28 protein-coding genes are annotated in these 26,860 nt (G+C 30.5%); all 28 read right to left on the minus strand.

Going from position 1 to position 26,860, the window contains the following annotated elements; translation table 11 throughout:
- The 28 genes from ACVC3Y_RS13900 to rfbC all read right to left on the minus strand — a co-directional run bounded on the left by ACVC3Y_RS13900 (position 1) and on the right by rfbC (position 26,859).
- Positions 1 to 516, minus strand: coding sequence for an acyltransferase (locus ACVC3Y_RS13900; protein WP_303421509.1), 516 nt, complete (start codon positions 514 to 516; stop codon positions 1 to 3).
- Positions 503 to 1,747 (minus strand): hypothetical protein, encoded by a 1,245-nt coding sequence (locus ACVC3Y_RS13905; RefSeq protein ID WP_303421506.1) that lies wholly within the window; start codon positions 1,745 to 1,747, stop codon positions 503 to 505. The genes ACVC3Y_RS13900 and ACVC3Y_RS13905 overlap by 14 nt, the downstream gene beginning before the upstream one ends.
- The gene (locus ACVC3Y_RS13910; RefSeq protein WP_303421505.1) at positions 1,744 to 3,084 is read right to left on the minus strand and encodes a hypothetical protein; all 1,341 of its coding nucleotides are present in this window, start codon (positions 3,082 to 3,084) and stop codon (positions 1,744 to 1,746) included. Before ACVC3Y_RS13910 ends, ACVC3Y_RS13905 begins: the two co-directional genes overlap by 4 nt.
- A complete protein-coding gene (locus ACVC3Y_RS13915; RefSeq protein ID WP_303421504.1) occupies positions 3,074 to 4,540 on the minus strand; it encodes a lipopolysaccharide biosynthesis protein in 1,467 nt (488 codons plus the stop codon). The genes ACVC3Y_RS13910 and ACVC3Y_RS13915 overlap by 11 nt, the downstream gene beginning before the upstream one ends.
- Before the next feature lie 6 nt (positions 4,541 to 4,546).
- On the minus strand, positions 4,547 to 5,002 hold the full coding sequence (locus tag ACVC3Y_RS13920; RefSeq protein ID WP_303421503.1) for a YhcH/YjgK/YiaL family protein: 456 nt from the start codon (positions 5,000 to 5,002) through the stop codon (positions 4,547 to 4,549).
- A 5-nt stretch (positions 5,003 to 5,007) separates the two neighbouring features.
- Complete coding sequence (locus tag ACVC3Y_RS13925; protein WP_452227210.1) at positions 5,008 to 5,841, minus strand: cytidylyltransferase domain-containing protein; 834 nt, start codon at positions 5,839 to 5,841, stop codon at positions 5,008 to 5,010.
- 4 nt (positions 5,842 to 5,845) lie between these two features.
- Entirely contained in the window at positions 5,846 to 7,216 is a 1,371-nt protein-coding gene (locus tag ACVC3Y_RS13930) for a hypothetical protein (protein ID WP_452227211.1), read from the minus strand.
- A complete protein-coding gene (locus ACVC3Y_RS13935) occupies positions 7,203 to 8,264 on the minus strand; it encodes an N-acetylneuraminate synthase family protein (RefSeq protein ID WP_452227212.1) in 1,062 nt (353 codons plus the stop codon). The genes ACVC3Y_RS13930 and ACVC3Y_RS13935 overlap by 14 nt, the downstream gene beginning before the upstream one ends.
- A 1-nt stretch (position 8,265) precedes the next feature.
- Positions 8,266 to 9,312, minus strand: a complete 1,047-nt coding sequence (locus tag ACVC3Y_RS13940; RefSeq protein WP_303421495.1) for a nucleotidyltransferase family protein — start codon at positions 9,310 to 9,312, stop codon at positions 8,266 to 8,268.
- A gap of 25 nt (positions 9,313 to 9,337) precedes the next feature.
- Positions 9,338 to 10,489, minus strand: coding sequence for a UDP-N-acetylglucosamine 2-epimerase (gene neuC, locus ACVC3Y_RS13945; protein WP_303421493.1), 1,152 nt, complete (start codon positions 10,487 to 10,489; stop codon positions 9,338 to 9,340).
- 3 nt (positions 10,490 to 10,492) lie between these two features.
- Positions 10,493 to 11,497: an N-acetylneuraminate synthase gene (gene neuB, locus ACVC3Y_RS13950; RefSeq protein ID WP_303421491.1), complete on the minus strand. Its 1,005-nt coding sequence runs from the start codon at positions 11,495 to 11,497 to the stop codon at positions 10,493 to 10,495.
- Positions 11,494 to 12,042: an acyltransferase gene (locus ACVC3Y_RS13955; protein WP_452227213.1), complete on the minus strand. Its 549-nt coding sequence runs from the start codon at positions 12,040 to 12,042 to the stop codon at positions 11,494 to 11,496. The genes neuB and ACVC3Y_RS13955 overlap by 4 nt, the downstream gene beginning before the upstream one ends.
- Position 12,043: 1 nt before the next feature.
- Positions 12,044 to 12,856, minus strand: a complete 813-nt coding sequence (locus ACVC3Y_RS13960) for an NAD-dependent epimerase/dehydratase family protein (RefSeq protein WP_452227214.1) — start codon at positions 12,854 to 12,856, stop codon at positions 12,044 to 12,046.
- Between the two features lies 1 nt (position 12,857).
- Positions 12,858 to 13,829 carry an ATP-grasp domain-containing protein gene (locus ACVC3Y_RS13965; RefSeq protein ID WP_303421485.1) on the minus strand — a complete coding sequence of 324 codons (972 nt, stop codon included), beginning with the start codon at positions 13,827 to 13,829 and terminating at the stop codon, positions 12,858 to 12,860.
- Positions 13,830 to 14,468 carry a metallophosphoesterase family protein gene (locus tag ACVC3Y_RS13970; protein WP_303421484.1) on the minus strand — a complete coding sequence of 213 codons (639 nt, stop codon included), beginning with the start codon at positions 14,466 to 14,468 and terminating at the stop codon, positions 13,830 to 13,832.
- An 11-nt stretch (positions 14,469 to 14,479) separates the two neighbouring features.
- The gene (locus tag ACVC3Y_RS13975; protein WP_303421482.1) at positions 14,480 to 15,619 is read right to left on the minus strand and encodes a LegC family aminotransferase; all 1,140 of its coding nucleotides are present in this window, start codon (positions 15,617 to 15,619) and stop codon (positions 14,480 to 14,482) included.
- 5 nt (positions 15,620 to 15,624) lie between these two features.
- The gene (locus ACVC3Y_RS13980; RefSeq protein ID WP_303421480.1) at positions 15,625 to 16,812 is read right to left on the minus strand and encodes a UDP-N-acetylglucosamine 4,6-dehydratase; all 1,188 of its coding nucleotides are present in this window, start codon (positions 16,810 to 16,812) and stop codon (positions 15,625 to 15,627) included.
- A 42-nt stretch (positions 16,813 to 16,854) separates the two neighbouring features.
- The gene (locus tag ACVC3Y_RS13985) at positions 16,855 to 17,397 is read right to left on the minus strand and encodes a hypothetical protein (protein WP_303421478.1); all 543 of its coding nucleotides are present in this window, start codon (positions 17,395 to 17,397) and stop codon (positions 16,855 to 16,857) included.
- 16 nt (positions 17,398 to 17,413) lie between these two features.
- Positions 17,414 to 18,628 carry a UDP-N-acetyl-D-mannosamine dehydrogenase gene (gene wecC, locus ACVC3Y_RS13990; protein WP_452227215.1) on the minus strand — a complete coding sequence of 405 codons (1,215 nt, stop codon included), beginning with the start codon at positions 18,626 to 18,628 and terminating at the stop codon, positions 17,414 to 17,416.
- 94 nt (positions 18,629 to 18,722) lie between these two features.
- Positions 18,723 to 19,853: a non-hydrolyzing UDP-N-acetylglucosamine 2-epimerase gene (wecB, locus tag ACVC3Y_RS13995; protein WP_303421474.1), complete on the minus strand. Its 1,131-nt coding sequence runs from the start codon at positions 19,851 to 19,853 to the stop codon at positions 18,723 to 18,725.
- 180 nt (positions 19,854 to 20,033) lie between these two features.
- On the minus strand, positions 20,034 to 21,287 hold the full coding sequence (locus tag ACVC3Y_RS14000) for a sulfate adenylyltransferase subunit 1 (RefSeq protein WP_452227216.1): 1,254 nt from the start codon (positions 21,285 to 21,287) through the stop codon (positions 20,034 to 20,036).
- Positions 21,288 to 21,404: 117 nt separating this feature from the next.
- On the minus strand, positions 21,405 to 22,310 hold the full coding sequence (gene cysD / locus ACVC3Y_RS14005; protein WP_303421470.1) for a sulfate adenylyltransferase subunit CysD: 906 nt from the start codon (positions 22,308 to 22,310) through the stop codon (positions 21,405 to 21,407).
- A gap of 253 nt (positions 22,311 to 22,563) precedes the next feature.
- Positions 22,564 to 23,538, minus strand: coding sequence for a lysylphosphatidylglycerol synthase transmembrane domain-containing protein (locus ACVC3Y_RS14010; protein WP_452227217.1), 975 nt, complete (start codon positions 23,536 to 23,538; stop codon positions 22,564 to 22,566).
- 70 nt (positions 23,539 to 23,608) lie between these two features.
- The gene (cysC, locus tag ACVC3Y_RS14015) at positions 23,609 to 24,199 is read right to left on the minus strand and encodes an adenylyl-sulfate kinase (protein ID WP_452227218.1); all 591 of its coding nucleotides are present in this window, start codon (positions 24,197 to 24,199) and stop codon (positions 23,609 to 23,611) included.
- A 35-nt stretch (positions 24,200 to 24,234) separates the two neighbouring features.
- On the minus strand, positions 24,235 to 24,669 hold the full coding sequence (locus ACVC3Y_RS14020; RefSeq protein ID WP_452227219.1) for a DUF2061 domain-containing protein: 435 nt from the start codon (positions 24,667 to 24,669) through the stop codon (positions 24,235 to 24,237).
- A complete protein-coding gene (gene cysQ, locus ACVC3Y_RS14025; RefSeq protein ID WP_452227220.1) occupies positions 24,670 to 25,464 on the minus strand; it encodes a 3'(2'),5'-bisphosphate nucleotidase CysQ in 795 nt (264 codons plus the stop codon). It abuts the gene before it with no gap.
- Positions 25,457 to 26,317: a dTDP-4-dehydrorhamnose reductase gene (gene rfbD / locus ACVC3Y_RS14030; RefSeq protein ID WP_452227221.1), complete on the minus strand. Its 861-nt coding sequence runs from the start codon at positions 26,315 to 26,317 to the stop codon at positions 25,457 to 25,459. Before rfbD ends, cysQ begins: the two co-directional genes overlap by 8 nt.
- Positions 26,314 to 26,859, minus strand: coding sequence for a dTDP-4-dehydrorhamnose 3,5-epimerase (gene rfbC, locus ACVC3Y_RS14035; RefSeq protein WP_452227222.1), 546 nt, complete (start codon positions 26,857 to 26,859; stop codon positions 26,314 to 26,316). Before rfbC ends, rfbD begins: the two co-directional genes overlap by 4 nt.
- Between the last annotated feature and the right edge of the window lies 1 nt (position 26,860).

Raw genomic sequence — 26,860 nt, forward strand, 5'->3', positions numbered from 1 at the left:
CTATTTTCTTTCTCTAAGTAATCGCGCAGGAATCCCGCCCATAATAGAGTATGGCGCTACATTTTTAGTAACCACAGAATTGGCACCAATTATAGATCCTTTTCCTATGGTAATCCCTGGTAATATAACAGCATTAATACCAATCCAAACGTCATCTTCAATAGTTACTGTTTTGGTTTCAGATTCTCCAGACTTTACCATTGGTATATTAATATCATGATAGTTATGTGTTTTACTATAAATAGAAACATTAGGAGCTAACATAGCATAATCTCCAATTTGAATACTTCCTTGCAAAAACACATTTTCGTTAATACGAACATGTTTACCTATTTTTAAATTTTTTGCGTTAGAAAGATAAACTCCAAATTCGAATTTAGAATTTTTATCGAAAGGCATCACTTTTAAAACCTTTGCCATATACCACATTCGAACAACATTACTTATTCCAATTAACCTAGAATGTGGTAAGTATTGTATAAATGAATAATATATTATTAGTTTAAGTTTTTGCATACTTGGTTCTAAATTTAAGTAAAGATATTTTATTAATAGTTAACGCGAAAAATATGGCACACAAATAACCAAAGGAACTAATTAATACAGGTTGAAAAAAACTAAGTCCTAAGAAATATACTATTAGAAAGTTTTTACAATACCCTTTATATTTATTTCTATCCCAAACACGTGCTTCAAAGAGTTTAAAAAAGAAAAACATAAAAATAAGTATCCCTATTCCTAGCTCTGTAGTAAACGTAAACATAAAAGCATCGTAAATAGGACCTCTTGTTTGATTAAGCACTTCATAACCTAGCATTTCTGGACCAACATTATATTTCTCGTAAACATCTGTTGCCATTAATGATACTCTTGACCCAAAAGTACCTATACCACTTCCCCAAGGTAGGTTATCCATTAAAATTTCATGTGATTTCTCAGCAATACGCCACCTAATATACTTATCTCCAAAAGCAACTTGATTTGCTTTAGAAAAAAATACTATATAATAAATAAATAATCCTGCAAAAATACCAACAAAAACAATTGTTTTTTTCATCCATTTTCTAAGTTGAGATCGATAGGGAAAAGGAAAAAACAACATGAAAAGAAAAACAAATAACACTTCTTTTCGAGAAAAAGATAGAATTAAAAAGACAAATGCTAATATTAATTTTCTTTTATCTCTTTTAGTAATTAGTTCTTGAAAGCCATAATGATAAAAATACCAAAAGACAATATAGAGACTCATGAAGTTAGCTAAACTTGGTCCTGAACCAAAAAAGGAAACTAAATAAAAACCACCAATACCTCTATCGTGACTAATAATCCCTAAAAAGTCTTTAAATTGTTTATGGAATGGTATTTCAAAAACGGCTATAATTAGCACTAATAATAAGGTTTTATCTAATATTTTTTTTAAACTATAAAGTGTTTGATGCTTTTCTTCTATTGTAAGTGAGTGGTAGTAAAGAAAATAAAAAAACCATTGGCTATATATTACTATTTGAAAAAAGCCCAGAGGGTATGTGCTCTTTATAAATGTAGTAAGAACCATGTATAGTAATAGTGTGAAAAACACTAAGGATATACTAGTTATTTTACCACGTTTTAATAACTGATATAAATACATGAAAAAGACAAGCATGCTTAGTAGTTCATTATAAACATCAAATGATACACCAGATTTAAGTGTTATTTTGTTTATTAATGGCTGTAGTATTAATAATATTATTACAAGCTTTTTCAAAAGGTTAGATTGGTATTTGCTACATTAGTATAATAATTTCTTGAAAAATAATTTTTAGAAATTATTTCCTCTTCAATTAAATGTTCTTTTTCAATGTTTTCACCTTCATTAATCATCGAAGCATACATGTTTGAAACATCAAAATATTTTTCTGACAATTTATCAATATTATAAAATAGTGTTTTCGCATTAAAAGCAGATGCTTCTATTGCGGTAGTAGAGTAAATTGTAATATTAAAATTAGAATATTTCAACACCTGATATACATTGTTTTCTGGTAAAAGGATACAGTTATCTAATTTAGTATACTTTTTATAATCCATCTTTATATGTCTTGGCTTAAGAATAAATAACCAGTTTTTGTTTGTTTTGGCTTGTTCGGTTACCCAATTTAAAAGTACTTCTTCTTTAATGTTTTGTAGGGTAACACAAAAAATGTATTTATAATTATTTTTTAAAGAATCTAAATAACTATTTGTATAGTTAATTTGTGTTTCTTCTAAAAACAAGCTCCCAATTGGTAACAGTTGTTGTTTTTTAAAAATAAAATCTTGAGGTAAGTTGTTTTTTTCTTGTTCTCCAAAACTTAATAAATAATCTGGATAATAAAGCGCGTCAAATTTATATACGGAATTATAGAACTGGTGATTATCTCCTATATAACCATGTTGCGCTTCATATACTTTAATTCCATTTAAATGCGCTGCAATCACCACACTTTCTTTAGTAAAAGAGCTGATTAAAAATACAGCTTTCGGTTTTATATATTTGAAAAAAAGCTCATAAAACTTAATTTCTCCTAACTTATTTTTTAATAAATTATTGGTGTTAAATTGGAGGTTATATTCCTGCTTTATATTATCTAATACATCGGCATCTTTATAGTCTAATGTAACAAAAAGGGCACATAAGTAACTACCTAATTTTAGTATTAAATCGGAAATTACATTTTTAGAATAGGTTTCTTCTTTTGAATAATGTTTGTTTATTGCCCATTCAATAAATAAAGCGTTTTCTTGACCAACCTTATCTCCCCAAGAATCGAAAAAAATATCGTACTGTTTCTTGTTTTTTGTAAGGGTTCTTTTATCTGCATTATTAAAAAAAAGAAAATCATACTTTTTTAATTGAAATAAATGCTTTGCGCCATAAAAAAAGTTTTTAATAAGTTGAAGCTTACTTCGAGTCCTTAATTTTTCATTAAAATTAATTTTCCTACTAAATATTTCAAAAAAAACTCGATGTCTAACTAGAGGCCAAGCAGAAAAATTATTAATTTTCAGCTTGTCTACAGCATATTTATTTTCAATTAAATGTAGTTCGTTTTTATTCTTCATTCTTGCTTAAAACCTTAGCGCGAATATACGATATTATTATATTTTTATTTACCCATAATAAAGGTATTAATAAAACCCCAAGCGCTACTGCTTTTAGTGAAATAACAAGCCAAATATTTAGATCATCTAGATGTTCTTGAAAAAGATAGGGCAAGCAGGATACTAAAAACCCTAAAACAATAAATAAAATTATTCTTTGAATACGGTATGGGATATAATATAATTTTTGACTGATAGTATACGCGATTATAGCAAAAATACTTTTAGCCAAAATATTTGCTATTGCTGCTCCCATAATACCATAAAGCGGAATTAAAATAAAGTTAAGCGCGATATTAATAATAGCACCAACTCCTGTAATAATTGGTAAGTACTTTGTTTTTTCAAGAAAAAACACATTACTAAAAGAGTAATAAAATCCATTTACAACAAAAGCAAAAGCTATAAAAGGTACCACAATCCAAGCGGTATGAAACTCTTGATTTGCAATAAGCTTTAATAGTTCTGGCGCCATCCAACTTATTGCAGTACCGAACAAAATATAAAGTAGCACAATTTTATCGGTCACATTGGCTATCAACTCTTTATTTTCTTTGGATGCTTTTAATTGTTCAAAAAACCAAGGACTATATGCTGAATTCACTCCTAAAGTAACCACATTAATTAGTTTTCCTATTTGCGAGCCAATATCAAACAAACCAACTAAACTCAATGTGGTTAGACTGTTTAATATTATTCTATCGGCAAGGTTCATAGCCCAAGCAGATAAATTGTGTGGTAAAATAGGTAAAGCATATTTTAACACTCTTTTTAATTGTTCTTTATGCAGGCAAAGATTAATTTCTTTCAAAGCTCCATAAATACTATAAAAAAAGAAAATCACATTCGATATTGCCAAGGCAAGTAATGCTCCTTCAGCTTTAAAATTAAAGTAAAGAATCAATAAAATAGTTAAGGAAATTATTATAAAGAAGTAAACAAAGTCTAGTAGGGCAGCTCTATTTGCTTCTTGTTTTGCTTTTAACATCGACTGGTAATAATAATATACCGGTTGTGTTGCAACACTTATAAGTGCTAAAAATAAGTAAGGATAAAAAGGTATGTCTTTAAAAAAGTAGTCTAAAATAAAGCTTTTGGAAAGCCATAAAAAAACAGCAAAACAAAGACTTAATATTAAAATTAATGTAAAACTAGAACCCCAAAGTTTTTTTAAATAATCGGGGTTATTGTCTTTAAACTCATAATAAAAATAGGCTGTAGAACCTCTTAAAGATAAACCTGCTATTAAAACAAAAAAAGGAATTGCAGCCATAACAATTCCTAATAAACCATATTCTTCAGTGGATAACTGCGTGGTATAGAGCGGAATTAAAAAAAATGCAAAGCCTCTTTGTAAAAGCGTAAACAAAGCATAGATTAAAGAGTTCTTTGCTAACTTTTTTTTATTTTGAGACATATTTAATTATATCAAAGCCTTAACAACAATTTTTTTTATTTTTTGAGTCGTATCGCCTAATGTTATTGCAGGTTGATGAATATCTTCTGGAGATAAAATTGCAAATTGATTTTCTATAATTTTTAAGGCATTACCTTCTCCACTAAAAAGCCAGTAATCGCCATCGGCATGATACTTTGTGTTTGGTGTCATATCCTCTATTCTAGAAACTTTTATCGCTTCGCTACCAGAAACTATGAATTGAATGTCGAAGTATTTTTTATGCGCTTCCCACATATCCACATTAAATGCTTTGGTGTCATATTCTTGAACTAAGGCAAATACATTATCGCCATCTATTTCTACTCTACCCACTGGTAAATCTTGTAAATTTTTGGTGTTAACTAAAAATTCCAGCCCTTTTTTTATATGTGGACTTAATTGGTGATAAAATGCGGCATTATCTAAAGAATCAAATATCATGTAAATTATATTTTTATAGTTAATTTATGTTCACTTGGTGCAAAATGGTACCCAATTTTTTGTGCGATAACTTTTCCATGATCCATATGTGTATCAAAAGTTTTCTTTATCTTTTCAATGGTTTCTAAAGGTACAGCTGCTTGTATTACATTGGTATTAGAGAGGCTAATTTGCCCTTCTTTTATTAACTTTGATACTTCAAAAATACTTGGATTATGATGTTGAGGAAACTTACTATAAATCTCTGTTATTACATTATAATCTTCTACATAATCACAAGTTAATCTCACGTCTTCAGAAAATAAATCTGTTTCTATATGAAGGTATCCAATCTTAAAAAAGTCTGGTCTATTTACAAAAGGTCCCCAGATTTCTGTATCTGCTTGCTCTTTCATTGCAACAGCAATTTCTAAAGCTTTTGTATTAATAAAATAAGGTGTTAAACCAATTGGTAAACCTGTAGTAAACACAAAATCTAAATCTTCTTTTTTTACCCAATCCACTATTTGATTAGACACGAAAATAGAGTGTAATGGATTGTCTGCAGTAATACTTACAAATGCATCAAAATTGTAATATTTGGCAGCATCTAGTAAGCGTTTTAATACATCGTCTTCAGATCCCGCATAAAACTTAATTTGGTGTTTTAAAGCGTAATCAAATAGTTCTGCATCTTGTGGGTTTGTGGAAGTGCACAAAACGACATCATCAATTGCATTAGTTTCTTTGCAACGATTAATTACGTGGTCTAAAACGGTATTACCATTTAATGGCAATAGGATTTTTCGTTTTAGTCTACTACTTTTTAATCTTGCTGTTATAAAATTACCTAATTTCATTTTATTAAATTTTAATCAATTTACTTTCGCCTAATTTATTGATAACACCAGCATAATAATTATACTTTATATTATTTCTATCAAAACGCAAAGCATGTTCTTTTTTAAACTTTAAACTTCTATCCACAATTTCTACTTTATAGTCTTCATTTCTCTTTTCCTTTTTAAAATAGGAGATCTTAATTGGATAGTTAGATTGTATAATACTATCGTTAAAAGAGACTTCATACTCTAAAGGTAAAAAAATTGTTTGTTTGTTTGCTTGTTTATAAATGATAAATTTATTTAGTTTTTTAGTATAGTCTATTAATGCATTAAATATTATTTTGTCTTTAACTTTTGTTACAGATTGAATATTATTACCCCAAAACTCCATTAAAGAACTTTCTGTAGTCTTTATTTCTGTCTCAAAAGAGATTGGTGTTCTAATTACATTATAATCAATCTCTTTTTTCTTTCTATTAATATAAACACGCATTATGTATGCATCTTTATTTTCAACTAGAGAGACGGAATCTATGGTTTGTTTACCGTAAAGGTACTCCAAAGCTTCGTTATAATCTACCTTAGCAATATAACTAGAACCAATAGCTTCATTTAATGTTTTAAATAATTTTGGAATAAATTGTTGTGCATTCTTCCCTTTAATTTCATTTATATGCCAATGCATAAAATCTAAATAAAAACCTTTATTAGTTATTGTTTTTTTAACTTCCTTTTTAATGAAGCTTAGCGATTCTTTTTCAGATAACCCATCAGAAATAACATTAGCCCAGCTTTTAGATGCGCTTGGTCTGTTTCGTAAAAAAGAGAAGTCGCTTACAGGGTATATCGATGGATTTCCTGCATCTTTACCATAATATGTACAAATACCAACTCCTTCTTTTAAAGCGTATATTGGGAGTAGAGAACTATTTCTAGCCCCTAAGATATAATTTGGCAAACTGTCATAATAATAGTTTTTCCCACAGCCATAAGCTAACGTTGTAGGTCTTCTGTTATTAACAAGCTTTAAATTATCTAGTATAGAATCTAGTAGGGAGGCTCTATAGTTTTCGGAACATGATGGATAATATGCACTCACACCACCCCTTCCCATTTCTAGAAACTCTTTAAGACCTCGTTCCACTTTTTCTTCAAAAACATGAATAGGAATATTATGCTTTAAAGATTCAAACTCAGCAACTACAGCACTGTATTGTCTACTTTTGTTATAGGTAGCAGAATTATCATAATATTGATCGGAACATTGTATTATAGTAGCATCTGCATTATTAAAATGACTAGAAACTTTAACTCCTAATTGTGTCTCTTTTTCTTGGCAAGAAAAGAACAACAATACAAAACTTAAGATAATTATTTTATTTATTAGCATTAAATTGACTGCTATCTGCTTTTTTAAACTCGTAAGACACGTTAGAAAAATCTATAAATTCGTCTATATTAATATCTTTATTTGCTTTTAAACCTATTAGCTTAGGTAAAAAGTATTGCAGCATGTAAGTGCTTTCATTTGTACGTTTAAAGCCTATTTTATCTAAGGTTATAATGTCTCCTTTTTTAATGTTTATTTCTGCAACTATGGCCTTTTTCATTGGGCCTGTATTACCATAACTTAATTCGCCATCCGACATTTTCAAACTACCAGTACCAACACTAGTAGTAATAATATCCATAAGTAACCTAACTTTTTTAAGTTGCTCTACACTTATTGCTGCTTGGCCGTCTATTCGCTTTTCACCTACAGCATGTGTAAAGTGTTTTTCGCAAACGTTTATACCCATGCTTATACCTAAGGTAGAAATCACTTCGTTATGCTCATTTAAAGGGTCTGTATGATCTGCATAGCCAACTGGCAAATCAAAAAGATCTTTGAGCTTAATCATTTTCTTCAGGTTAATATCTTCGTAGCGTGTTGGATAATTTTGAAACCCATACATTAGAAAAATATCATTTTGCCCTAATTCATTTAATATATCGATAGCATAGGATATTTCATCAAGAGAAGATCCACCAACCCCTAATATTACAGTCCCGTTAAACTTTGCTGCTTTTTGAAGCAACAAATAATCGTTTAATCCAGTAGCATGCAACTCAATAGCTTTAATGGAATCTCCAGAATATTCTATAACAAAATCTACGGATTGCGGATCATTACATAAAACAACAGCATCTAAGCCTTTACTTTCATTATAATGAATAGCCTTAGTCCACTCCTCTTTTGTTAAACCCCAATCTTTTACAATACTATAGGCCTCATGGTTTTTAACAAAATAATCGTCTATATTTAATAACACATGAAATTTAATAGCATCTACTCGAGCCTCTGCTCCCAAATCAATTAGTTTGTATAAAAAATCTTTATCTCCTTGATGGTGAAGAGCTGTTTCTCCTATCAAATAGGGTTTATTAACTGGTAGCATATTAAAATTTTATGTGTTGAATATCTTCTTGAGCTTGTTTAAAATCTTCGTGTTTTCCTATATCTAACCAATACCCTCTTAATGGATAAGAATGTACTTTAAAGTTTTTATCAATTAAAGCTTCCATTAAATCAGTTGCATTAAAAAAGGCATTCTTAGGTATTAAATCTAGCACTTCTTTTTTCATTAGATAAATTCCGCCGTTAGAATAATACGTGTATGTAGGTTTTTCTTTAAAACTTAACACTTCATTGTTATTGGTTTCTAAAACAGCGTATGGAATTTTCACGTCGTAAGGAATGGTAACTACAGATAAATCTGCTCCAGATTCAAGAAAACTTAAGAAAAAATCTTCGTAATCTAGATTCGTTAATATATCCGAATTGGTTACTAAAATATAATCATGCTGAAAATTATCAACCTTAGAAATAGCACCAATAGTACCAAGTGGTTCTGTTTCCCAGATGTAATCTGTTTTAATATTTTTTTGGGAACCGTCTTTAAAATAATCTTCTAATTGCTCTCCTAAATAGCGAACAGACAACCAAAAATCATCAACACCATAAGATACTAGTCTATCAATATTATGTTCAATAATAGGTTTGTCTCCAATTTTAAGTAATGGTTTTGGTGTATTATCTGTTAGTGGACGTAATCTTTGTCCGCGACCACCAGCCATTACTACAGCGTCTATTGGTAAATATGATTTAAAGAAGCGGAAGTTAATAACGTTAACAATTATATTGTCTTTATCTAGAACTGGAATAATTTTAAAATTACCTTCTCTATATTCAATTATTTTTTTAAGATTAGATTCTCCTTTACGAACAAATCGCGGATTATCTTGTATAACATCTAAAACATTATGTTCTATAGTAATACCGGTAATTAAACCTCTACGTATGTCTCCATCGGTTAACGAACCTATTAATTTGTTGTCTTTATCAACAACAAATAAAATAGCATCAAAGCCTAGTTCATTTAATTTAACTAAAGCTTCTTTTATGGTACTTTTAGCCGGTAATAAATGGTGTATAAACTGTCTCATAAAAATATTTTGTGTATCTACTTTATTATAAATCGTAAAACGATTTTTTAATACTCTTTATATTCGTTTTTTTAAGAATCTCCATAATTTGTTCTGCGGTATCTCCATTACCATAAGGATTTTCTTGATTTTGAATTTGTTCCATAAAATTAGAACTTAACGATTGCTCCATCGCTTTTTCAATATCTAATTGATTTGGCATACAATTAATTACACTTTCTGGCATTAAACGTCCTTTTTGCCTGTCTCCAATATTTATTGTTGGTTTTTTAAAGACGGGAACTTCTGTAATACCGCTTGATGAATTACCTACAACAACATCTACATGTTTAATTGCAGACAGATATCTTAATTGCCCTAAAGATATAAAAGCTATCGCTTTTTCATTGTTTTTACTCACATAATCATCAATCATGTTTATAATTATTCTTCCATCCTTATCTGAATTAGGCTTAGTGAAAATTAAACTGGTGTCTTCTAAAGTGTCTAACGCTTTTAAAAGCTCACTAAATTGAGATTTAGCTGTTACGTTTTCTAAAGTTACTGGATGAAAAGTAATTAAAACGCTCTTTTTGTATAGTTTAAAATCAATAGATTTTTCGAACTCTTGTTTATTTAATAATTTTAAACTTTTAATACTATCAATTCCTATAGCTCCAACATTAAAAACACGATCTGGAGATTCTCCAAGTTGTATTACACGTTTTTGGTATAAAGCGGTAGAGGTAAAGTGTAAATAACTCATTTTGGTAATGGCATGACGAATACCCTCATCATAAGCACCTTCTGTGGTTTCTCCTCCAGAAATATGAAACACAGGTATCCCTAGAGTATATGCAGAAATTACAACAGAAAATATTTCAGTTCTGTCTCCTAATACAATAACAATATCTGGTTTTAACTCTGTTAGAGCTTCTGAAAAAGAAATCATGGTTAAACCCATCGATTTTATAACTCCTACACCAGTATCTGAAGATAAAAGTACTTCTGCTTTTTTAATAACAGGAAAACCATCATCTTCAATTTCATTAATGGTCATACCAAACTCAGGTGACAAATGCATTCCTGTAACTAGTAATTGTAGTTCTAAGTTTTTGTCTTGGTTAACTTTGCTAATTAATGGTTTTAACAAACCATATTCTGCTCTAGTGCCAGTAACTATTGCTATTTTTCTCATGTATTAAATTATATCGTCTGGTTGATAATTTTTAGAGGCTTTAGTACCTATAACATCATACCATTTCATTGGAGATATACCAGAGCCTGGTCTTTTTACGGTAAGGTTTTGTTCTGTAAAAATCTCTCCTTCTTTTATTTCTTGTAAAGCAATAATACTTTTTCTAGCTATAACAATATTTTTCTTTTCTGAATCGGAAGGTTGTTTAACTCCGTCTCCTAAGGCAACTTCAATATTGCGTATGGATGTTACCATTTGTTTTAATTCTTGAGGTTCTAAAGACGCTCTATGATCTGGCCCTTTCATCTCACGATCTAAAGTAAAATGTTTCTCTATAACCTGCGCACCTAATGCTACTGCTGCTATTGGTATTTCGATTCCTAATGTGTGATCGGAATAACCTACAGACACTCCAAATCGTTCTTTGATAGCGTTCATTGCTTTTAGGTTAACATCTATCATTGGTGTTGGATACTCTGTATTGCAGTGTAATATGGTTATTTTTTCTTTTTGTATTCCATGATTCAAAAGCACTTGTACAGCGTCATTTACTTCTTCCATATTTGCCATACCTGTAGACATAATATAGGAAGGGAATTTTAGTTTTGCTATTTTTTCTAAATAAGGTAAGTTGGTAATTTCTCCCGATGGGATTTTAAATATATCTAACTTATATTTCGATAATAAGTCAATACTATCTAAATCGAATGCTGTGGATAAGAATTTCACATTGTATTGCTCACAATGAGCAACTAAATCATCATGCATAGCTGGTGATAACTCCAATTTTTTCACCATTTCTAATTGTGATTCTTGTTGGTCTCCAGTATTTTCAATTTGGTAATCCGCCTTTTTTGCGTTTACACTTATAACTTTCTCTGCTTTAAAGGTTTGAAATTTCACATAATCTGCTCCTGCATCTGCTGCTGCATCAATTAGTTTTTTAGCTAATTCAAAATTTCCGTTATGATTTACACCAGCTTCGGCTATAATAATTGTTTTTTTCATAATTTATTTTTCTCATTTGTAAACTTAATAACTTTAGCAGGAGCTCCTACCGCAATTGCAAAGTCTGGAATGTCTTTGGTTACTACCGAATTTGCTCCTACAACGGCATTCTTACCTATAGTTACACCTGGTAAAATTACTGTATTGATACCTAACCAACATCCTTTTTTTAATAATACAGGACTACAAGTATATCCTTGATCTTTTATTGGCTTACTAAAATCATCAAATTTATGTGTGCTACTATACACAGAAACATTGGGTCCAAATAATACATCGTCTTCAATGGTGATTATAGACTCTTTGTTTCCTGGTAAGCTAGATAATAAAGTATAAGGAGGTATAATAACTCTTTCTCCAATGATTACATTATCTGTTCCTAATATAGTACAATACGGTCTAACATCTGCAGTTGCTGCTATATGTTTGATTTTATATTTTTGAAAAAACGCCCTAAATGGTTTAAAAAACAGTAACCAATGTGTAAAATACATATCGGGTCCTATTTTGGGATATGTTAATATAAATTTAAGGTGTTTAAACATTTTAGATACTATTAATTTTATCCAAATTTAATTGAAACTTAGTCGTATTCCCTTTATCTACTCGTATAATTTCGCTAGAACTATTTCCTTTTATTTTAATAATATTTTTTGCTATATCGTATACCGAAATATTCTCGTCGGCTACGTTATAAACACCTTCAATAGAGCTTTCAATAAAGGAGCTAACAGTGTTAACCAAACTAGTTATACTAATTTGCGGAATTATTCTTTCTCCATTTCCATAAACAGATATGGTGTTAGATTCTTCTAATTCTTTTTCAAAAACTTTATGTATTCTAGTGTTATTCATGCCTTCTCCATGCACATAACCAACCCTTAAATTAACTAATTTAATGTTTTCATTAAATAAAAATTTAAATAGAATTTCGCTATTAAACTTTGCTAAGCCATACAAACAATCTGAATTAAAAGAAGGGTCTATGGTACTTCCTTCTAGAAACTCCCCATCAATATTAGGATACACTGCAGAACTAGAAAAGTTTATAAAGGTGCATTTATTATAGTTTTCTAACGCCTTTATAATATTGGTTTGTATTTTTAAGTTATCTGTGAATAGCGTAATATCTTTTGCTGTTTCTACAGAAGCCATTCTACTAACCAAATTAACAATTACATCAAACTGATTTTCTTTAAAATATTGTTGAACATCTAAGGTGTTCAAGAAGTCTAATGTTTGGCAGTTTTTATATCCTAAATCGGTTCTAGAAACGCCATAAACTTCATGAGTAGCTGATAAATGTTTAAAAACATTTTTCCCAACAAAACCACTAACCCCAGTTATTAAAATTTTCATTTTATACTAATTTTTCTTCGTAGTATCTTAGGGCTTTACCTTCTTTTAACGTAAAGCTTGTTTCTTCCTTTTCAAGAAGGTATTTTAAAGTATAAATAACTTCGTTATGACCAAATAAAGAACGCATATATGTTGTTCCTGAATGCCTTGGGTTAATTTCAAATAGTTTTGGGATACCGTTATTATCTACTCTTAGTTGAAGATTACAAGATCCAAATGGTTTTAACTTAACAGCTATTTGCGCTACATATTCATTTATTTTTTCTGAAAAAGAACTGCTGTATTCTGAAACTGCTGTATTTCCAGCTTTTAAAGTTCTTCTTAGCGGTATTTGTGCTTTTAGTTCATCCCCGAAAAAAATAACGCCACAGGTATATTCTGTATCATCATTACCTACCAATTCTTGAATAACTGGATTATCCACTTTTTTTATTTTATCTCTTAAATCGGCTTCAGATTCCACTTTATAAACACCAATACTTCTCGCTCCAACTCTTGGTTTAATAATTAATGGATATTTTAAACTACTAAAATCTAGACCATCGACCAAGTGAGTTTCGGGGTAATTTAAATTATTCTCTTTCAGGAATTTATAAGTTAAATACTTATCATTTCCTATATCAATAACCCTTTTATCGCTAACAATAACATGGCAACCCGTTAATTTTTTTATTGCTTCTCTTTCAGTAGCTAAGATTGGTAATTCAAAATCTACTCCAATAAATAAAATATCTAATTTTTCTTTTATTATTAGTTTTACTAATAGATCTAGCCAATCCTGTTCTGTAACTTCTTTTTTAAGTATATCTGGTAATACATAGTTGTTTTCACACCAAAAAGATCCTACTGTATCTTTAAAATAATCAAATCCTACTAATCTATAATTTTTTGAATACTCACTATTTTGAATACTCTTTATTATTCCTTGACCAATTAAACTACCGGTTCCTGTTACTCCTACATTAAAAATCATTTAATATATATTTTTGTTTTGATAATAATCTACACACGCTTGTGGGTATTTTTTTGATTTCATTTCTGAAATAAGATGTTTTAAATTATAGGTTGTGGATTTCATTTGAAACTCATTTGTTTCTATATCCCAAACCACGTAATTGGATACATTTATAAATGCTCTGTTTTGCCCAATACTTCCCGGATTTATTAGAAGTTTATTATTTATATATCTAATATATTGTTGATGGGAATGGCCTAATATTATATTGTTTTCTAAATTTACTTCTGTATCTCTAAATATATATCGTTTTTCTCCTAAAGTATGAATCAATTCAAATTCATTAAACAACAGGCTATTTTTATATTTAGAAGTCGCTTCTTTTTTAGTAAAATCTGGATATGTTTTATTAAAAAACATTTGCACTAATGGGTGCTCTACATTACAAACTCCATTATTAAAATATTCTTCATGGTTTCCTAAAATATTATAACAATTTTTAAACGTAGCTATAAGATCAACACACTCATTACTCCATGGTCCATAATTAACTACATCTCCAATGTTGAGATATCCCTCAATATCTGGTTCGTTTTTTAGGACATTCTCTAATGCCGGTAAGTTGCCATGAACATCTGAAAAAACTAAGTATTTCACGATTCTAATATTTAAATAATAACACTACTTGGTATATTAACTACTCTATCTTCTAGCCAGGTAGCATTTTCTAAGTCTCCAGTTTGAGCTGCACCATAGATAGACAAGTTATTCATTAATTTCCAAATTGGTCTTGTCATAACACCATTATCATTGGTTTCCTCTAAAAAACTATTTCTTTCTTTTAGATCAGAAAAGATTAAGGCATTCAACCAATAATTAGATTTTGTATTATCTGGTTCTAAAACAAATTGCTGCGCTTTATCTTTAAAAAAGTTTTGATATACCGAAGCTAACTCTCTTTTATTTTTTATATAACTAGGAAGGCTCTCCATTTGCGCACAACCTAAAGCTGCATTAAGATTAGGGAGTCTATAATTATATGCTATCATATCATGTTCAAAATCCCAGCGATGAGGGATTTTAGCCGTTGTAGTAATATGTTTTGCTTTTTTTGCAAGAGCTTCATTATTGGTAAGAATCATACCACCACCACCAGTTGTAATGGTTTTGTTTCCATTAAAACTTAATGTACCTAATAAACCTGAAGTACCTGTGTGTTTGCCGTTGTAATAACTACCTAAAGATTCTGCCGCGTCTTCTACAACTTCAATATTATATTTTTGACACACCGTAATTAATTCGTTTATATTAATAGGCAAACCAAAAGTATGCATAGGAACTACTGCTTTAATTTTGCGTTTGGTAGTTTTGTTTATACATTCGCCATGAATCATTTCGGTATTATTAGCTAAAAAGTGTGCTAATTTTTCTGGAGATAAACCTAAAGTATTTCTATCCACATCTACAAAAACTGGCTTAGCTCCAATATAACTTAAAGCATTACAAGTTGCTATAAATGTTAAGGGTTGTGTAATAACCTCATCGTTTTGTTCTACACCTGCCATTAATAAGGCGATATGTAATGCAGCGGTACCATTTACAGTTGCAATTGCGTATTTTGCTCCTGTATATTTTGCTACATCTGCTTCAAACTGATCTACAAATTTACCTACGCTAGATACAAAAGTAGAATCGATACATTCATTTAAATACTTTTTCTCGTTACCCACAAATCGAGGTTCATGAAGTGGTATAAATTGATCTGTATTATACAGTTCCTTAATAAAATTAATAGTGTCTTTATACATAGGTATTACATCTTACTGTCTAAATATTTACCGGTTTCTTTATGTCCGAAATTAGGAATCATTTTAAAAAACAGCGCTACTATTTCTTCTTTATTCCAGCGTTTATCCTTTTTTAATTTTTGAATAGTACTTGTAAACATTTCCAACAAATCATTATTATAATTTGCTTCATTTTTAATTATTCCTAAGTTTTCAAAGCGATTCATGTCTAGTGTTTCTCCTTCGGTAAAAAATTCTTCAAAATCTTTTTCTCCAGTGGTATCGCTTGGAGTAAATAGACAAGGCCATTTACCCTCTTGTGGAAGTGTATTTATTAGACTTCTTGCTTCGTCTTCGGTTTTACATAAATACGGTTCTAAATTTAATTCTTTTAAATATTTAACCGCTATATCTGCAAATGAAATTAGGTGTAAGTTTTCGCTTAACTTTGGAAAGAAAATATCTCTATTTTCACCAAATATGCAGGACATTAAACATAGTTCTCCGGATTCTTTAGGGATTACAAAGTAGCGTTTAATATCGTTTGGTGCGACAATAGGTTGCCCTTTTTTTATACGTTGATCGAAACCATGTAATAAGGAACCGTCTGAAAAAGCAACGTTTGCAAAACGTGCTGTAGATATTTTAATATCTTTACTTTTACGCATTAAAAACATTTCCATAATACGTTTCGAAGCTCCCATCATGTTCACAGGATTTGCTGCTTTATCTGTAGATACACAAAAGTATTTTTTAACACCTTTTTGTATAGATTGCTCTAGTGTTTTTTCGGTATTAAAAACATTTACATCAATCATTCGCATTAAAGTAAATGGATCTTTTTCGCTTCTTACATGTTTTAAAGCGGAAAGGTTTAATACATAATCGTATTTACCATCTGCTTCAATAAAGGCATCATACTCGATAGAGCCAATATCTAGTGCAAAGGTTTGAAAATCGCCATCGATATAGCCATGCGAGCTTCTTAAATCTCTTACCACTTCCACTAGGTTATTTTCACTAATATCTACAACATGAAGTTTTAATGGGTTTCTTTTAAAAATCTCTTTTACTACGGCTTGACCAATAGATCCTGCACCTCCAATAACTAAAAAAGTGGACGCAGCAACAATGCTACTTAACTCTTCTTCATGATTGTTAATGTCTGCAATAAAAAGTTCTTTTTCTCTTCCTATTAAATTGAGTTTGTTCATCTAGTTTAATGTCTTTAATTTAGACTATATGGATAAGTGTTATTAGTTTACTAAAATAGTATCGTCATACTGTACTCTAAAAACGTCTGTTTTTGTTTTCACATTCATTACTCCAATTACTGTTTTTTTGAAGCCTAATAATTCGCTATCAAAAGCTTTAAATAATACGTGTTCTTCATCATAGTCTTTAATAGACTTTAAATTAACCCAATAAGATGCTACTCCTGCTTTTTGAAATCTTTTGTCTAATTTTTCTACATCACCTTCGTAAGCAAAATTTTGAATAAACAGAGAATAATCTCCGTTTTTATATAAATCTATATTTTCAGAACCTAAAAACACTTTAATAAGAAACTTATTTCCTTCTGTATTCTGTATTTGCGCTTTTACTAGATTAAGACCATCACCTTCGTAAACAGTATCGTTTAATTGGACTACGTTTGCTGGTAATTTAGGCATCTCTGGTTCTTCTACTTCTGGTTGTACAACCTCAACTTCGGGAATTACATTTTCAACTTCTTTCTTTTCGCTTTTACAAGAAACTAATGCACTTACTAATACTATTGTTAATAATACTTTTTTCATAATTCTATTTTATATTTTACTTATTTAATACTCCACAAAAATCTAAAACGACTTTATCGTTAGATAATTGTAATGTTGAAAATTCTTTATGTGCTACCAAAAATACAATAATATCGGCTTCTTGTGCAGCTGTTTGATAATTGGTTAATTTAAATACTTTATGCGTCTCTATATTTGGCTCTACAATAAAATATGCTTCGTTATTTGCATTTTGTAATACTTTTTGAGCTATATATTTTGCAGGAGACTCTCTTAAATCATCAATATTTGGTTTAAAAGCTAAGCCCATTAAGGCAATACTAGGCTTTCTACCGTGTTTTAATTCGAATTGTAACTTTGCAGTTTGTACTTTTTCTGCACACCAAAAAGATTTATAATTATTTATTTCTCTGGCTTTACCTATTATTTGGGATTCAGCTGGATAATCTGCAACTATAAAATATGGATCTACTGCAATGCAATGACCACCAACACCACAACCAGGTTGTAAAATATTTACTCTTGGGTGTTTGTTTGCCAATTTAATAAGCTCCCAAACATTAATGTCTGCCTTATCACATATTAAAGATAACTCATTGGCAAATGCAATTTGTACATCTCTAGATGAGTTCTCTACCAATTTACACATTTCAGCAGTTCTAGCATTTGTTTCGTGTAAATCCCCTTTAATAAATTGACGATAAAAAGCTAATGCTTTTTGAGTTGCCTTTTCGTTTACACCACCAATTACACGATCATTATGCACTAATTCGTACATTACGTTTCCTGGTAATACACGTTCTGGGCAATAGGCAATATTAATTTTATTAGTTAATTCTGGTCTTTCACTATAAATAAGATCCATCATTTTTTCTGTTGTCCCAATTGGAGAAGTCGATTCTATAATATATAAATCGTCTTGCTTTAAAAGAGGAAGTATGGCTCTTGTTGCTGCTTCTACAAAAGAAATATCTGGTTCATTTTTTGCCTTAAAAGGTGTAGGTACAACAATTAAGTAGGTGTTAGCTTCAACTGGAGTTGTTGCTGCCTTTAAATAACCTTCTTTTACTGCTGTAGCTACTGCTGTATCCAATTCTGGTTCTACAATGTGTATTTTCCCTGCATTAATAGTCTCTACAACTTTTGGGTTAATATCTACACCATGAACATGGGTTTTATTTTGTGCAATTAATGCTGCTGTAGGCAGACCTATATAACCTAGGCCTATCATTACTACTTCTGGATTGTTCATTTTCTATTATTATTTCTTGGCTAGAATTCAAGTTTTTAGAGGAATTAATATCTAATTGATGCTCTTCTCAACTAAAAACAAAAACAATAGCGTCTTATTTTTGTAACAATTTAATATGGTTTACTATTTTTTTACAAGCTGTACCATCTCCATAAGGGTTATGTAGTAAGCTCATCGCTTTGTAATTATCAACATTATTTAAAAGATTATTAGCCTCTTGAATTATTTTGTTGGTATCTGTACCTACTAAAAGTACCGTACCTGCATCTACAGCTTCTGGTCTTTCGGTAGTATCTCGCATTACCAAAACAGGTTTCCCTAAACTTGGTGCTTCTTCTTGTACGCCACCACTATCTGTGATAATTAAATAAGACTTATTCATTAGCCACACAAAAGCTGGATAAGATAAAGGTTTAATAAGCATTATGTTATCTATACCTCCTAATAATTCGTAAACTGGTTTTTGCACATTAGGATTTAAATGTACAGGATAGATTATTTGAGTGTCTGGGTTTTCTAAAGCTATTTGCTTTAAAGCGTTGCAAATATTAATAAACCCTTGCCCGTGGTTTTCTCTTCTATGTCCTGTAACTAAGATTAACTTTTTAGAGTTATCTAGTACTGGTTTTAGGGTTTCAATTTCAGGGTCAGAAAAATTAGCTGAGTTCACTTTATTATTGCTAAACTCTAAAGCATCAATTACGGTATTACCAGTAACTATTACGCTTTTATCTGCTATATTTTCGTTTAGTAAGTTTTGCCTAGAAGTTTGGGTTGGTGCAAAATGAAAATCGGAAATTCTTCCAGCAATACTTCTATTAATTTCTTCCGGAAAAGGAGATCTTTTATTAAATGTTCTTAATCCCGCTTCTACATGACAAACTTGTGCTCCAGAATAAAAAGCCGCAATACTAGTAGCCATGGTAGTTGTTGTATCTCCATGTACATACACATAGTCTGGTTTAAACTCTTCTAAGATTGGTTTTAACTCGGTAATTATATCTGCAGTTAAGGAATATAGGTTTTGATTTGGTTTCATTAAATCCAAATCGTAATCTGGTTTAATTTCGAAAAAATCTAGAACCTGATCTAGCATTTCTCTGTGTTGTGCAGTAATACAAACTTTGGTTACAAAATGCTCGTTTTCGCTTTCAAAAGCTTTTACTAATGGGGCCATTTTAATTGCTTCTGGACGTGTACCAAAAACGATAAGATTTTTTTTCATTTATTAATCTTTTTACTTATTTAATGAAACTTTAAAATTCATTTAAGGTTACAAAAGTACTATAAATAAAATGTTTAGCAATATTTAGTTTCGTACGATGTGTTACCCAGCTACAAAATACAAAAAAACAAGTCAACCGGTAAAATACCCCTTTTAACGTCTTTTACAAAACTCTCCAGCTTAAACAATCATTCCTGCTGCAACAGTTTCGTTTGTGGTAGTGTCTATTAAAACAATACTTCCTGTGCTTCTATTTTCTCTGTAAGCATCTACCATTAAAGGTTTTGTAGTTCGTATTTTAAGTTTTGCTATATCATTCATATTTAAATCTTTATCCTCTGTATTTCTACCTAAAGTATTAATATCAATTTTATAAATTACATCTTTAATCATTGCCTGTTGCAAATTAGAGGTATGTTGAATAGCGTATTTAGCTCTTGGTTTGGCAGGTTTATTATTTAACCAACATAACATTACTTCTATGTCTTGTGTTGCCGTTGGTTTATTATTGGAACGCACAATCATATCTCCACGACTAATATCGATATCGTCTTCTAGAGTTATGGATACAGACATAGGAGCATACGCTTCTATAAGGTTTTTATCTAAAACATCTATAGATTTTATAGTAGAATTAAAGCCAGAAGGCATAACAGTAATAGCATCTCCAACTCTAAATACACCACTTGCAACCCTACCAGCATATCCTCTATAATCTCTATGAGAATCATTTTGAGGTCTTAAAACAGTTTGTACAGGAAAACGTGCGTCTACTTTATTAATATCGCTACTAATATGCATCGTTTCTAGCGTATGTAGCATTGGAGCACCTTGATACCAAGGCATATTATCTAGTTTATTTACTACATTATCTCCATTTAACGCACTCATAGGTATAAAGCGCACATCTGTTACTAACATTTTGGAAGCGATGTCTTCAAATTGTCTAATGATTTTATTGTAAACTTCTTCAGAATAATCTACTAAATCCATTTTATTGATACAAACAATAATATGAGGTATTTGAAGTAAGGAAGCTATAAAGGCATGTCTTTTTGTTTGTTCTACTACTCCTTTTCTTGCATCAATTAATATTGTTGCTACATTTGCTGTAGATGCTCCTGTTACCATATTACGAGTATATTGTATATGTCCTGGAGTATCTGCAATAATAAATTTACGTTTAGGTGTTGTAAAATATCTGTAGGCAACATCTATGGTAATTCCTTGCTCACGTTCATCACGTAAGCCATCTGTAAATAGAGCTAAATCTACACCTTCATGCCCTTTTTTATTACTTGTTTTTGTTATTGCTTCAAGTTGGTCTTCAAATATTGATTTAGAATCATATAATAAACGACCAATTAAAGTGCTTTTCCCATCATCTACACTTCCTGCTGTAGTAAAACGTAATAGTTGATTATTGTCTAACATTTTTTGCTTTTTTATAATTTGAAAAGACCTACCTAAAAATGGATTTGGAACTTTCCTTCAAAATATATTTTTGATTTTAGTAATACTGAAAGTGATTTTCTCTTTAATTAATGATTTTTAGAAATATCCTTGGCGTTTTCTATCTTCCATTGCAGATTCAGATCGTTTATCATCACTTCGGTTTCCTCTTTCTGTATTTCGCATTCCTGCAACTTCTGCAGCTATTTTCTCTAATGTATCTGCTTCCGATTCGTCTCCGCCGGTGATCGTAATATCGCCTAAGGTTCTAAAACGTATTTTTTTAGTTACAACTTCTTCGTGTTCTTCTAAAACTAAAAATTCGGAGTAAGGAATCCATGTGTCTTGTCTCCAAACAACTTCTCGTTCGTGTGCAAAGTATAAAGATGGTATCGCAATATTTTCTCTTTTAATGTAATTCCAAACATCCATTTCTGTCCAGTTACTTATTGGAAATGCTCTAAAATGCTCGCCTTCAAAGTGCTTACCGTTAAAGATATTCCATAATTCTGGTCTTTGGTTTTTTGGGTCCCATTGCCCAAAATCGTCTCGATGTGAAAAGAAACGTTCTTTTGCTCTTGCTTTTTCTTCATCACGTCTTCCTCCACCAATAGCACAGTCTATTTTATTAGATTCTATAGCATCTAAAAGCGTTGTTGTTTGAAGTGCGTTACGTGTTGCATTTTTACCTTTTTCTTCTGCTACTCTACCTTCATCTATAGATTCTTGTACAGAACCAACAATTAATTCTACACCTAATTCTGTAATGGTATTATCTCTAAATTGAATAGTCTCCGGGAAATTATGTCCTGTATCGACATGCATTAGTGGGAATGGTATTTTAGCTGGATAAAATGCTTTTTTAGCTAAATGTGTTACTAAAATAGAGTCTTTTCCTCCAGAAAACAATATCACTGGATTTTCAAATTGTGCCCAAACTTCACGCAATACAAAAATTGCTTCACTTTCTAATTCGTCTAAATAATTTAAGTAATATTTACTCATTGCTCCAATTTTAAATTTGATTTAAGATACTTCATGGCAACATGAACTGCTTCTTCAAATATTTTAATAATAGTTACCTATTAGTATCCTTTTAAATAGGTGTAAAACTTTCGACAAAGTTAACATCTTTAACGATATTTTGTATGTATAAATAATTTTTTTTAAGCTGTAAAACTAAGAATAATATAAAACGAACTCTTTAAAATTTAGTCCTTAAAACATCTGTGTTTTGATTATAACTTGTACACAAAAATTACTTGAGGTTTTTATGCTTTTTGTTGAAAATTGGTAAGTATATAAAGGAAATTATACCAAAAACGATAATCATAAACGTCTGAGAGGTCCAAATAATCCATCCAAATGCATAGCTAGGCTCTTCTGCTAAACCAAATAATGTTAATGCAGACAGCACTGCTGCTGGGTAAAAAAACACCCCTCCATTTGTTGTTGCTATAGTAAAACTTGCTGCAATAAACGCTACTATTAGTGAAGAAAAAGGAGCTCCATGTAGTTCTTGAACAGAAAAGGATGTGATATAAAACATTAAAATATACATTACCCAAATAAAAATAGTGTGAAAAATAAAAGCGCCTTTGTTTTTCATATTACGAACACTTGTTATTCCTTCTAAAAGTCCATTAGCAAAACCTTTGATTTTATTTGCTGTTTTTCCTTTTGATTTTTTTATATAAAAAATAAGTAAAGCAAGTGCCAAAGACATTACTAGTACAAGGATTATTATTTTTTGTGGATGCAGTTTTTCTATTAAAATATTATAGATAAAATCGAATTGAAAAAACAAAGTAACCACACAAATTAAAAGCACCATTATTACATCGAAAACTCTTTCGGTTACAATAGTTCCAAAACTTTTTTCGAAAGGAACGCCTTCATAATTTGTAGCAACTGCTGCTCGAAGCACTTCGCCAGATCTTGGAATTCCAAAATTTGCTAAATAAGCAATAAAAATAGACATTATACTGTTTTGGGTTTTAATTGAATACCCCATTGGTTTTAGCATGTAGTTCCATCTATAGGCTCTAGATAAATGGCTTAAAAAACCAAAAAAAACCCCTAATACAATCCACCAATAATTAGCCTTTTTAAAATAGGGAATAATTTCAGAAATTGGTAATCTTGAAAAAGTTAACCAACCAAAAAAAACAGCCAAAACTATTGGAAGTATAATTTTTAAATTTTTTAATATTGGATTGGATTTTTTACTCAAAATTATTTATTATGAAAGTTACACAAAAAAATTCCTTTGTTAAAAAGCGTCGAAGGGTTAAGCACTCTTTTTATTTCAACTTAGGTTTTATATAGTTTAAAATGGTATTAACAGCCTCTTCAACCGTACATTCTTCGGTTTTAATTTCAATATCTGGGTTTTGAGGTGCTTCATATGGTGACGAAATTCCTGTCATATTTTTTATTTCTCCAGCTCTTGATTTCTTGTAAAGACCTTTTACATCTCTACGTTCACATTCTTCTAAACTTGTATTAATAAAAACTTCTAAAAAATTAACGTCTTTAACAATCGTTTTAATGTTCTCTCTATCTTTTCTATAAGGGGAAACAAATGCTGCAAGAACTACTAATCCTGCATCTACCATTAAGTTTGCTATTTCTGCTATTCTTCTTATATTTTCGGTTCTATCTTCTGGAGCAAAGCTTAGGTCTTTATTAATACCTTTTCTTATGTTATCTCCATCTAAACTATACGTTTTTACACCTAGTTTATAGAGTTCTTGTTCTACTACATTTGCAATTGTTGATTTTCCAGAGCCCGAAAGGCCTGTAAACCAAATTAAAAAAGATTTGTGTTTATTTTTTTCTTCTCTATCTTTTTTGGAAACTTGATAGCTATGTGGAATTATATTTTCTTTCATCTACTTAACGAATTTCTTTTTAGTTATCAAACAACTTATTTTTTTTGATTTTTTCGTCCTAAAAGCCCAAAGTCTATTTTGTACCAAGCACGTTCATGAATATAATACAACAGCATTTTTGTAATTACTTCTGCGAAACCTATTTTAAGTCCCATTAACGGGTTTCCAGAAATTAGCCAAGCTAGCACCATAGTATCCATTGTGCCAATAACACGCCAAGTAACGGTTTTCGCTATATGGCGTTTTCTACTTTCTAAAATCCGACCGTCTTTAGAGAGGTTTATTTTAAACCAAACACGCTCGTGGAGGTAGTATAAAGTCATTTTTGTAATCACTTCTGCAAAACCTATTTTTAGTCCTACAAAAGGATCGCCTGTGATAGCCCATGATAATACAATAGTATCTAAAGTACCTATAAGCCTCCAAGTAAGGGTTTTTGCTATATGTCTTTTATAAGATACATCTGCCATCTATTTACTAACTAAAAAATAACTGTTTAATAAGTTTTCTTTATTATATAAAAGAGGTTGGTTCGTCTCTTTAGAGATAACTTGTAAGCCTACTGCATTACATATAGCATGACCAGCAGCGGTATCCCACTCCATTGTAGGTGCAAATCTTGGGTACACATCTGCCTTACCTTCTGCAACTAAACAAAACTTTAAGGAGCTTCCTTTTGAAACTACTTCTACTTTTTTTCCTTCTTTTTTTATGGATTCAATAAAATCTAAAGTTTCTTGGCTCATGTGCGAGCGACTTCCAACAACTTGAACTGGGTTCGATTCTGGAGCTTTAGGCTGTAATATCGATGCAGAATGAATCACCTTATCTAAAGAAGTGTCATGTGATTCTAATTGCGCCTTAAAAGCTTCTTTAGTAGCTACATTTGCATAATAAATAGTTTTTGTTACTGGCACATAAATAACACCTAATTCTGGCTTACCATTTCTTACTAAAGCAATGTTTACAGTGAATTCGCCATTGCGTTTAATAAATTCTTTAGTACCATCGACAGGGTCTACAACCCAACAGGTTTTCCAATCTTTTCTTATACTATAATCTGTTTGTTTATTTTCTTCACTAATAATTGGAAATTCTGTATTTACTAAATACGAATTAATTATGTCGTTCGCTTTTTTATCTGCTTCTGTTAACGGAGATTTATCGTCTTTTATTTCCACATTAAAAGCGGTATCATAGACTTGCATAATTATTTTTCCAGCTTCTAAGCTTGCTTGTATTGCTATTTGTAGATTTTTATTCATTATTATTTGCTATTGCTTTTCTTAAACTAACCCTCCAATGTGGTATTTCTATTTTAAGATTTGTTTTTATTTTAGTTTTATCTAATACACTAAAATGTGGTCTTTTTGCTGGTGTTGGATAGGCTTCTGATTTTATTGGTAATACATTTATGTCAATATTACTTTCTTCAAAAATAGCTTTTGCAAAATCATACCAACTAGCAACACCTTCATTGCTAAAATGATAAGTGCCATATTGTTTATTGTTTGTCGTAATAATTTTAAGCATAATTTCTGCTAAATCTGTTGTGTATGTTGGTGTTCCTATTTGATCGGAAACCACATTTATCTCCTTTCTCTCTTTGGATAATTTTATCATGGTTTTCATGAAGTTATTTCCGTTTTGAGAATACAACCAAGAAGTTCTTATAATAAAATACTTTTCTAATTTTTTTATTATTTCAATTTCTCCCTCTAGTTTGGTAGTTCCGTAAACACCAGTTGGCTTTGTTGTGTCTTTTTCGGTATATGCTACAGATTTTTCGCCATTAAATACAAAGTCTGTAGATATTTGAATTAAGGTAACGTTTTTATTAGCACATACTAGTGCTAGATTTTTTACTCCTAACACATTTACTTTTTTTGCTTTTTCAGGCTCTTTTTCAGCTTTGTCTACAGCTGTATATGCAGCGCAGTTTATACACCAATCTATTTTATTTGTATAAAAAAACGTTTCGACTTGATTCGATTTGGTAATATCTAAATCTAAGGTACTTGCAAAAATAAAATCTAAATTTTTAAATTTTGTTTTTAAGGAAGCTAGTGTTTTTCCTAACTGTCCATTTGCCCCCGTTACAAGTACTTTTGTTTTCATTTAAATAGCTTTTCAAACGTTGGAAGCTGTAAGTCTTTTTCAGAAAAAATAAGTGCTTCTCTCGGAAAACCCCAATCGATATTTATAGTCTTGTCGTTGTAAATAATTCCGGCTTCTGCGGATTTATTATAATAATTATCACATTTATAATTAAAAACGGTATGGTCTTCTAATACCAAGAAACCATGCCCAAATCCACGAGGAATAAATAATTGTTTTTTTTGGATTGCATCTAAAACTACAGAGAAGTATTTACCAAAGGTTGGAGATGTTTCTCTAAGGTCTACACAAACATCTAACACACTACCTTGTGTAACTCTAACTAACTTTGCTTGCGCATGAGCTCCCGTTTGAAAATGCAAACCTCTTAAAACCCCTTTAGAGGATTTTGATTCGTTGTCTTGTACAAAAACGATCTTATTTTGTATTGCCTTATTAAAAGTTTCTTGATTAAAGCTTTCCATAAAATAGCCACGAGAATCCAGATGTACTTTTGGTGTTATTACAAAACAGTCTTTTAAATACGTTTCTTCTACAAGCATA

It is taken from the genome of Lacinutrix cladophorae (assembly GCF_053604645.1).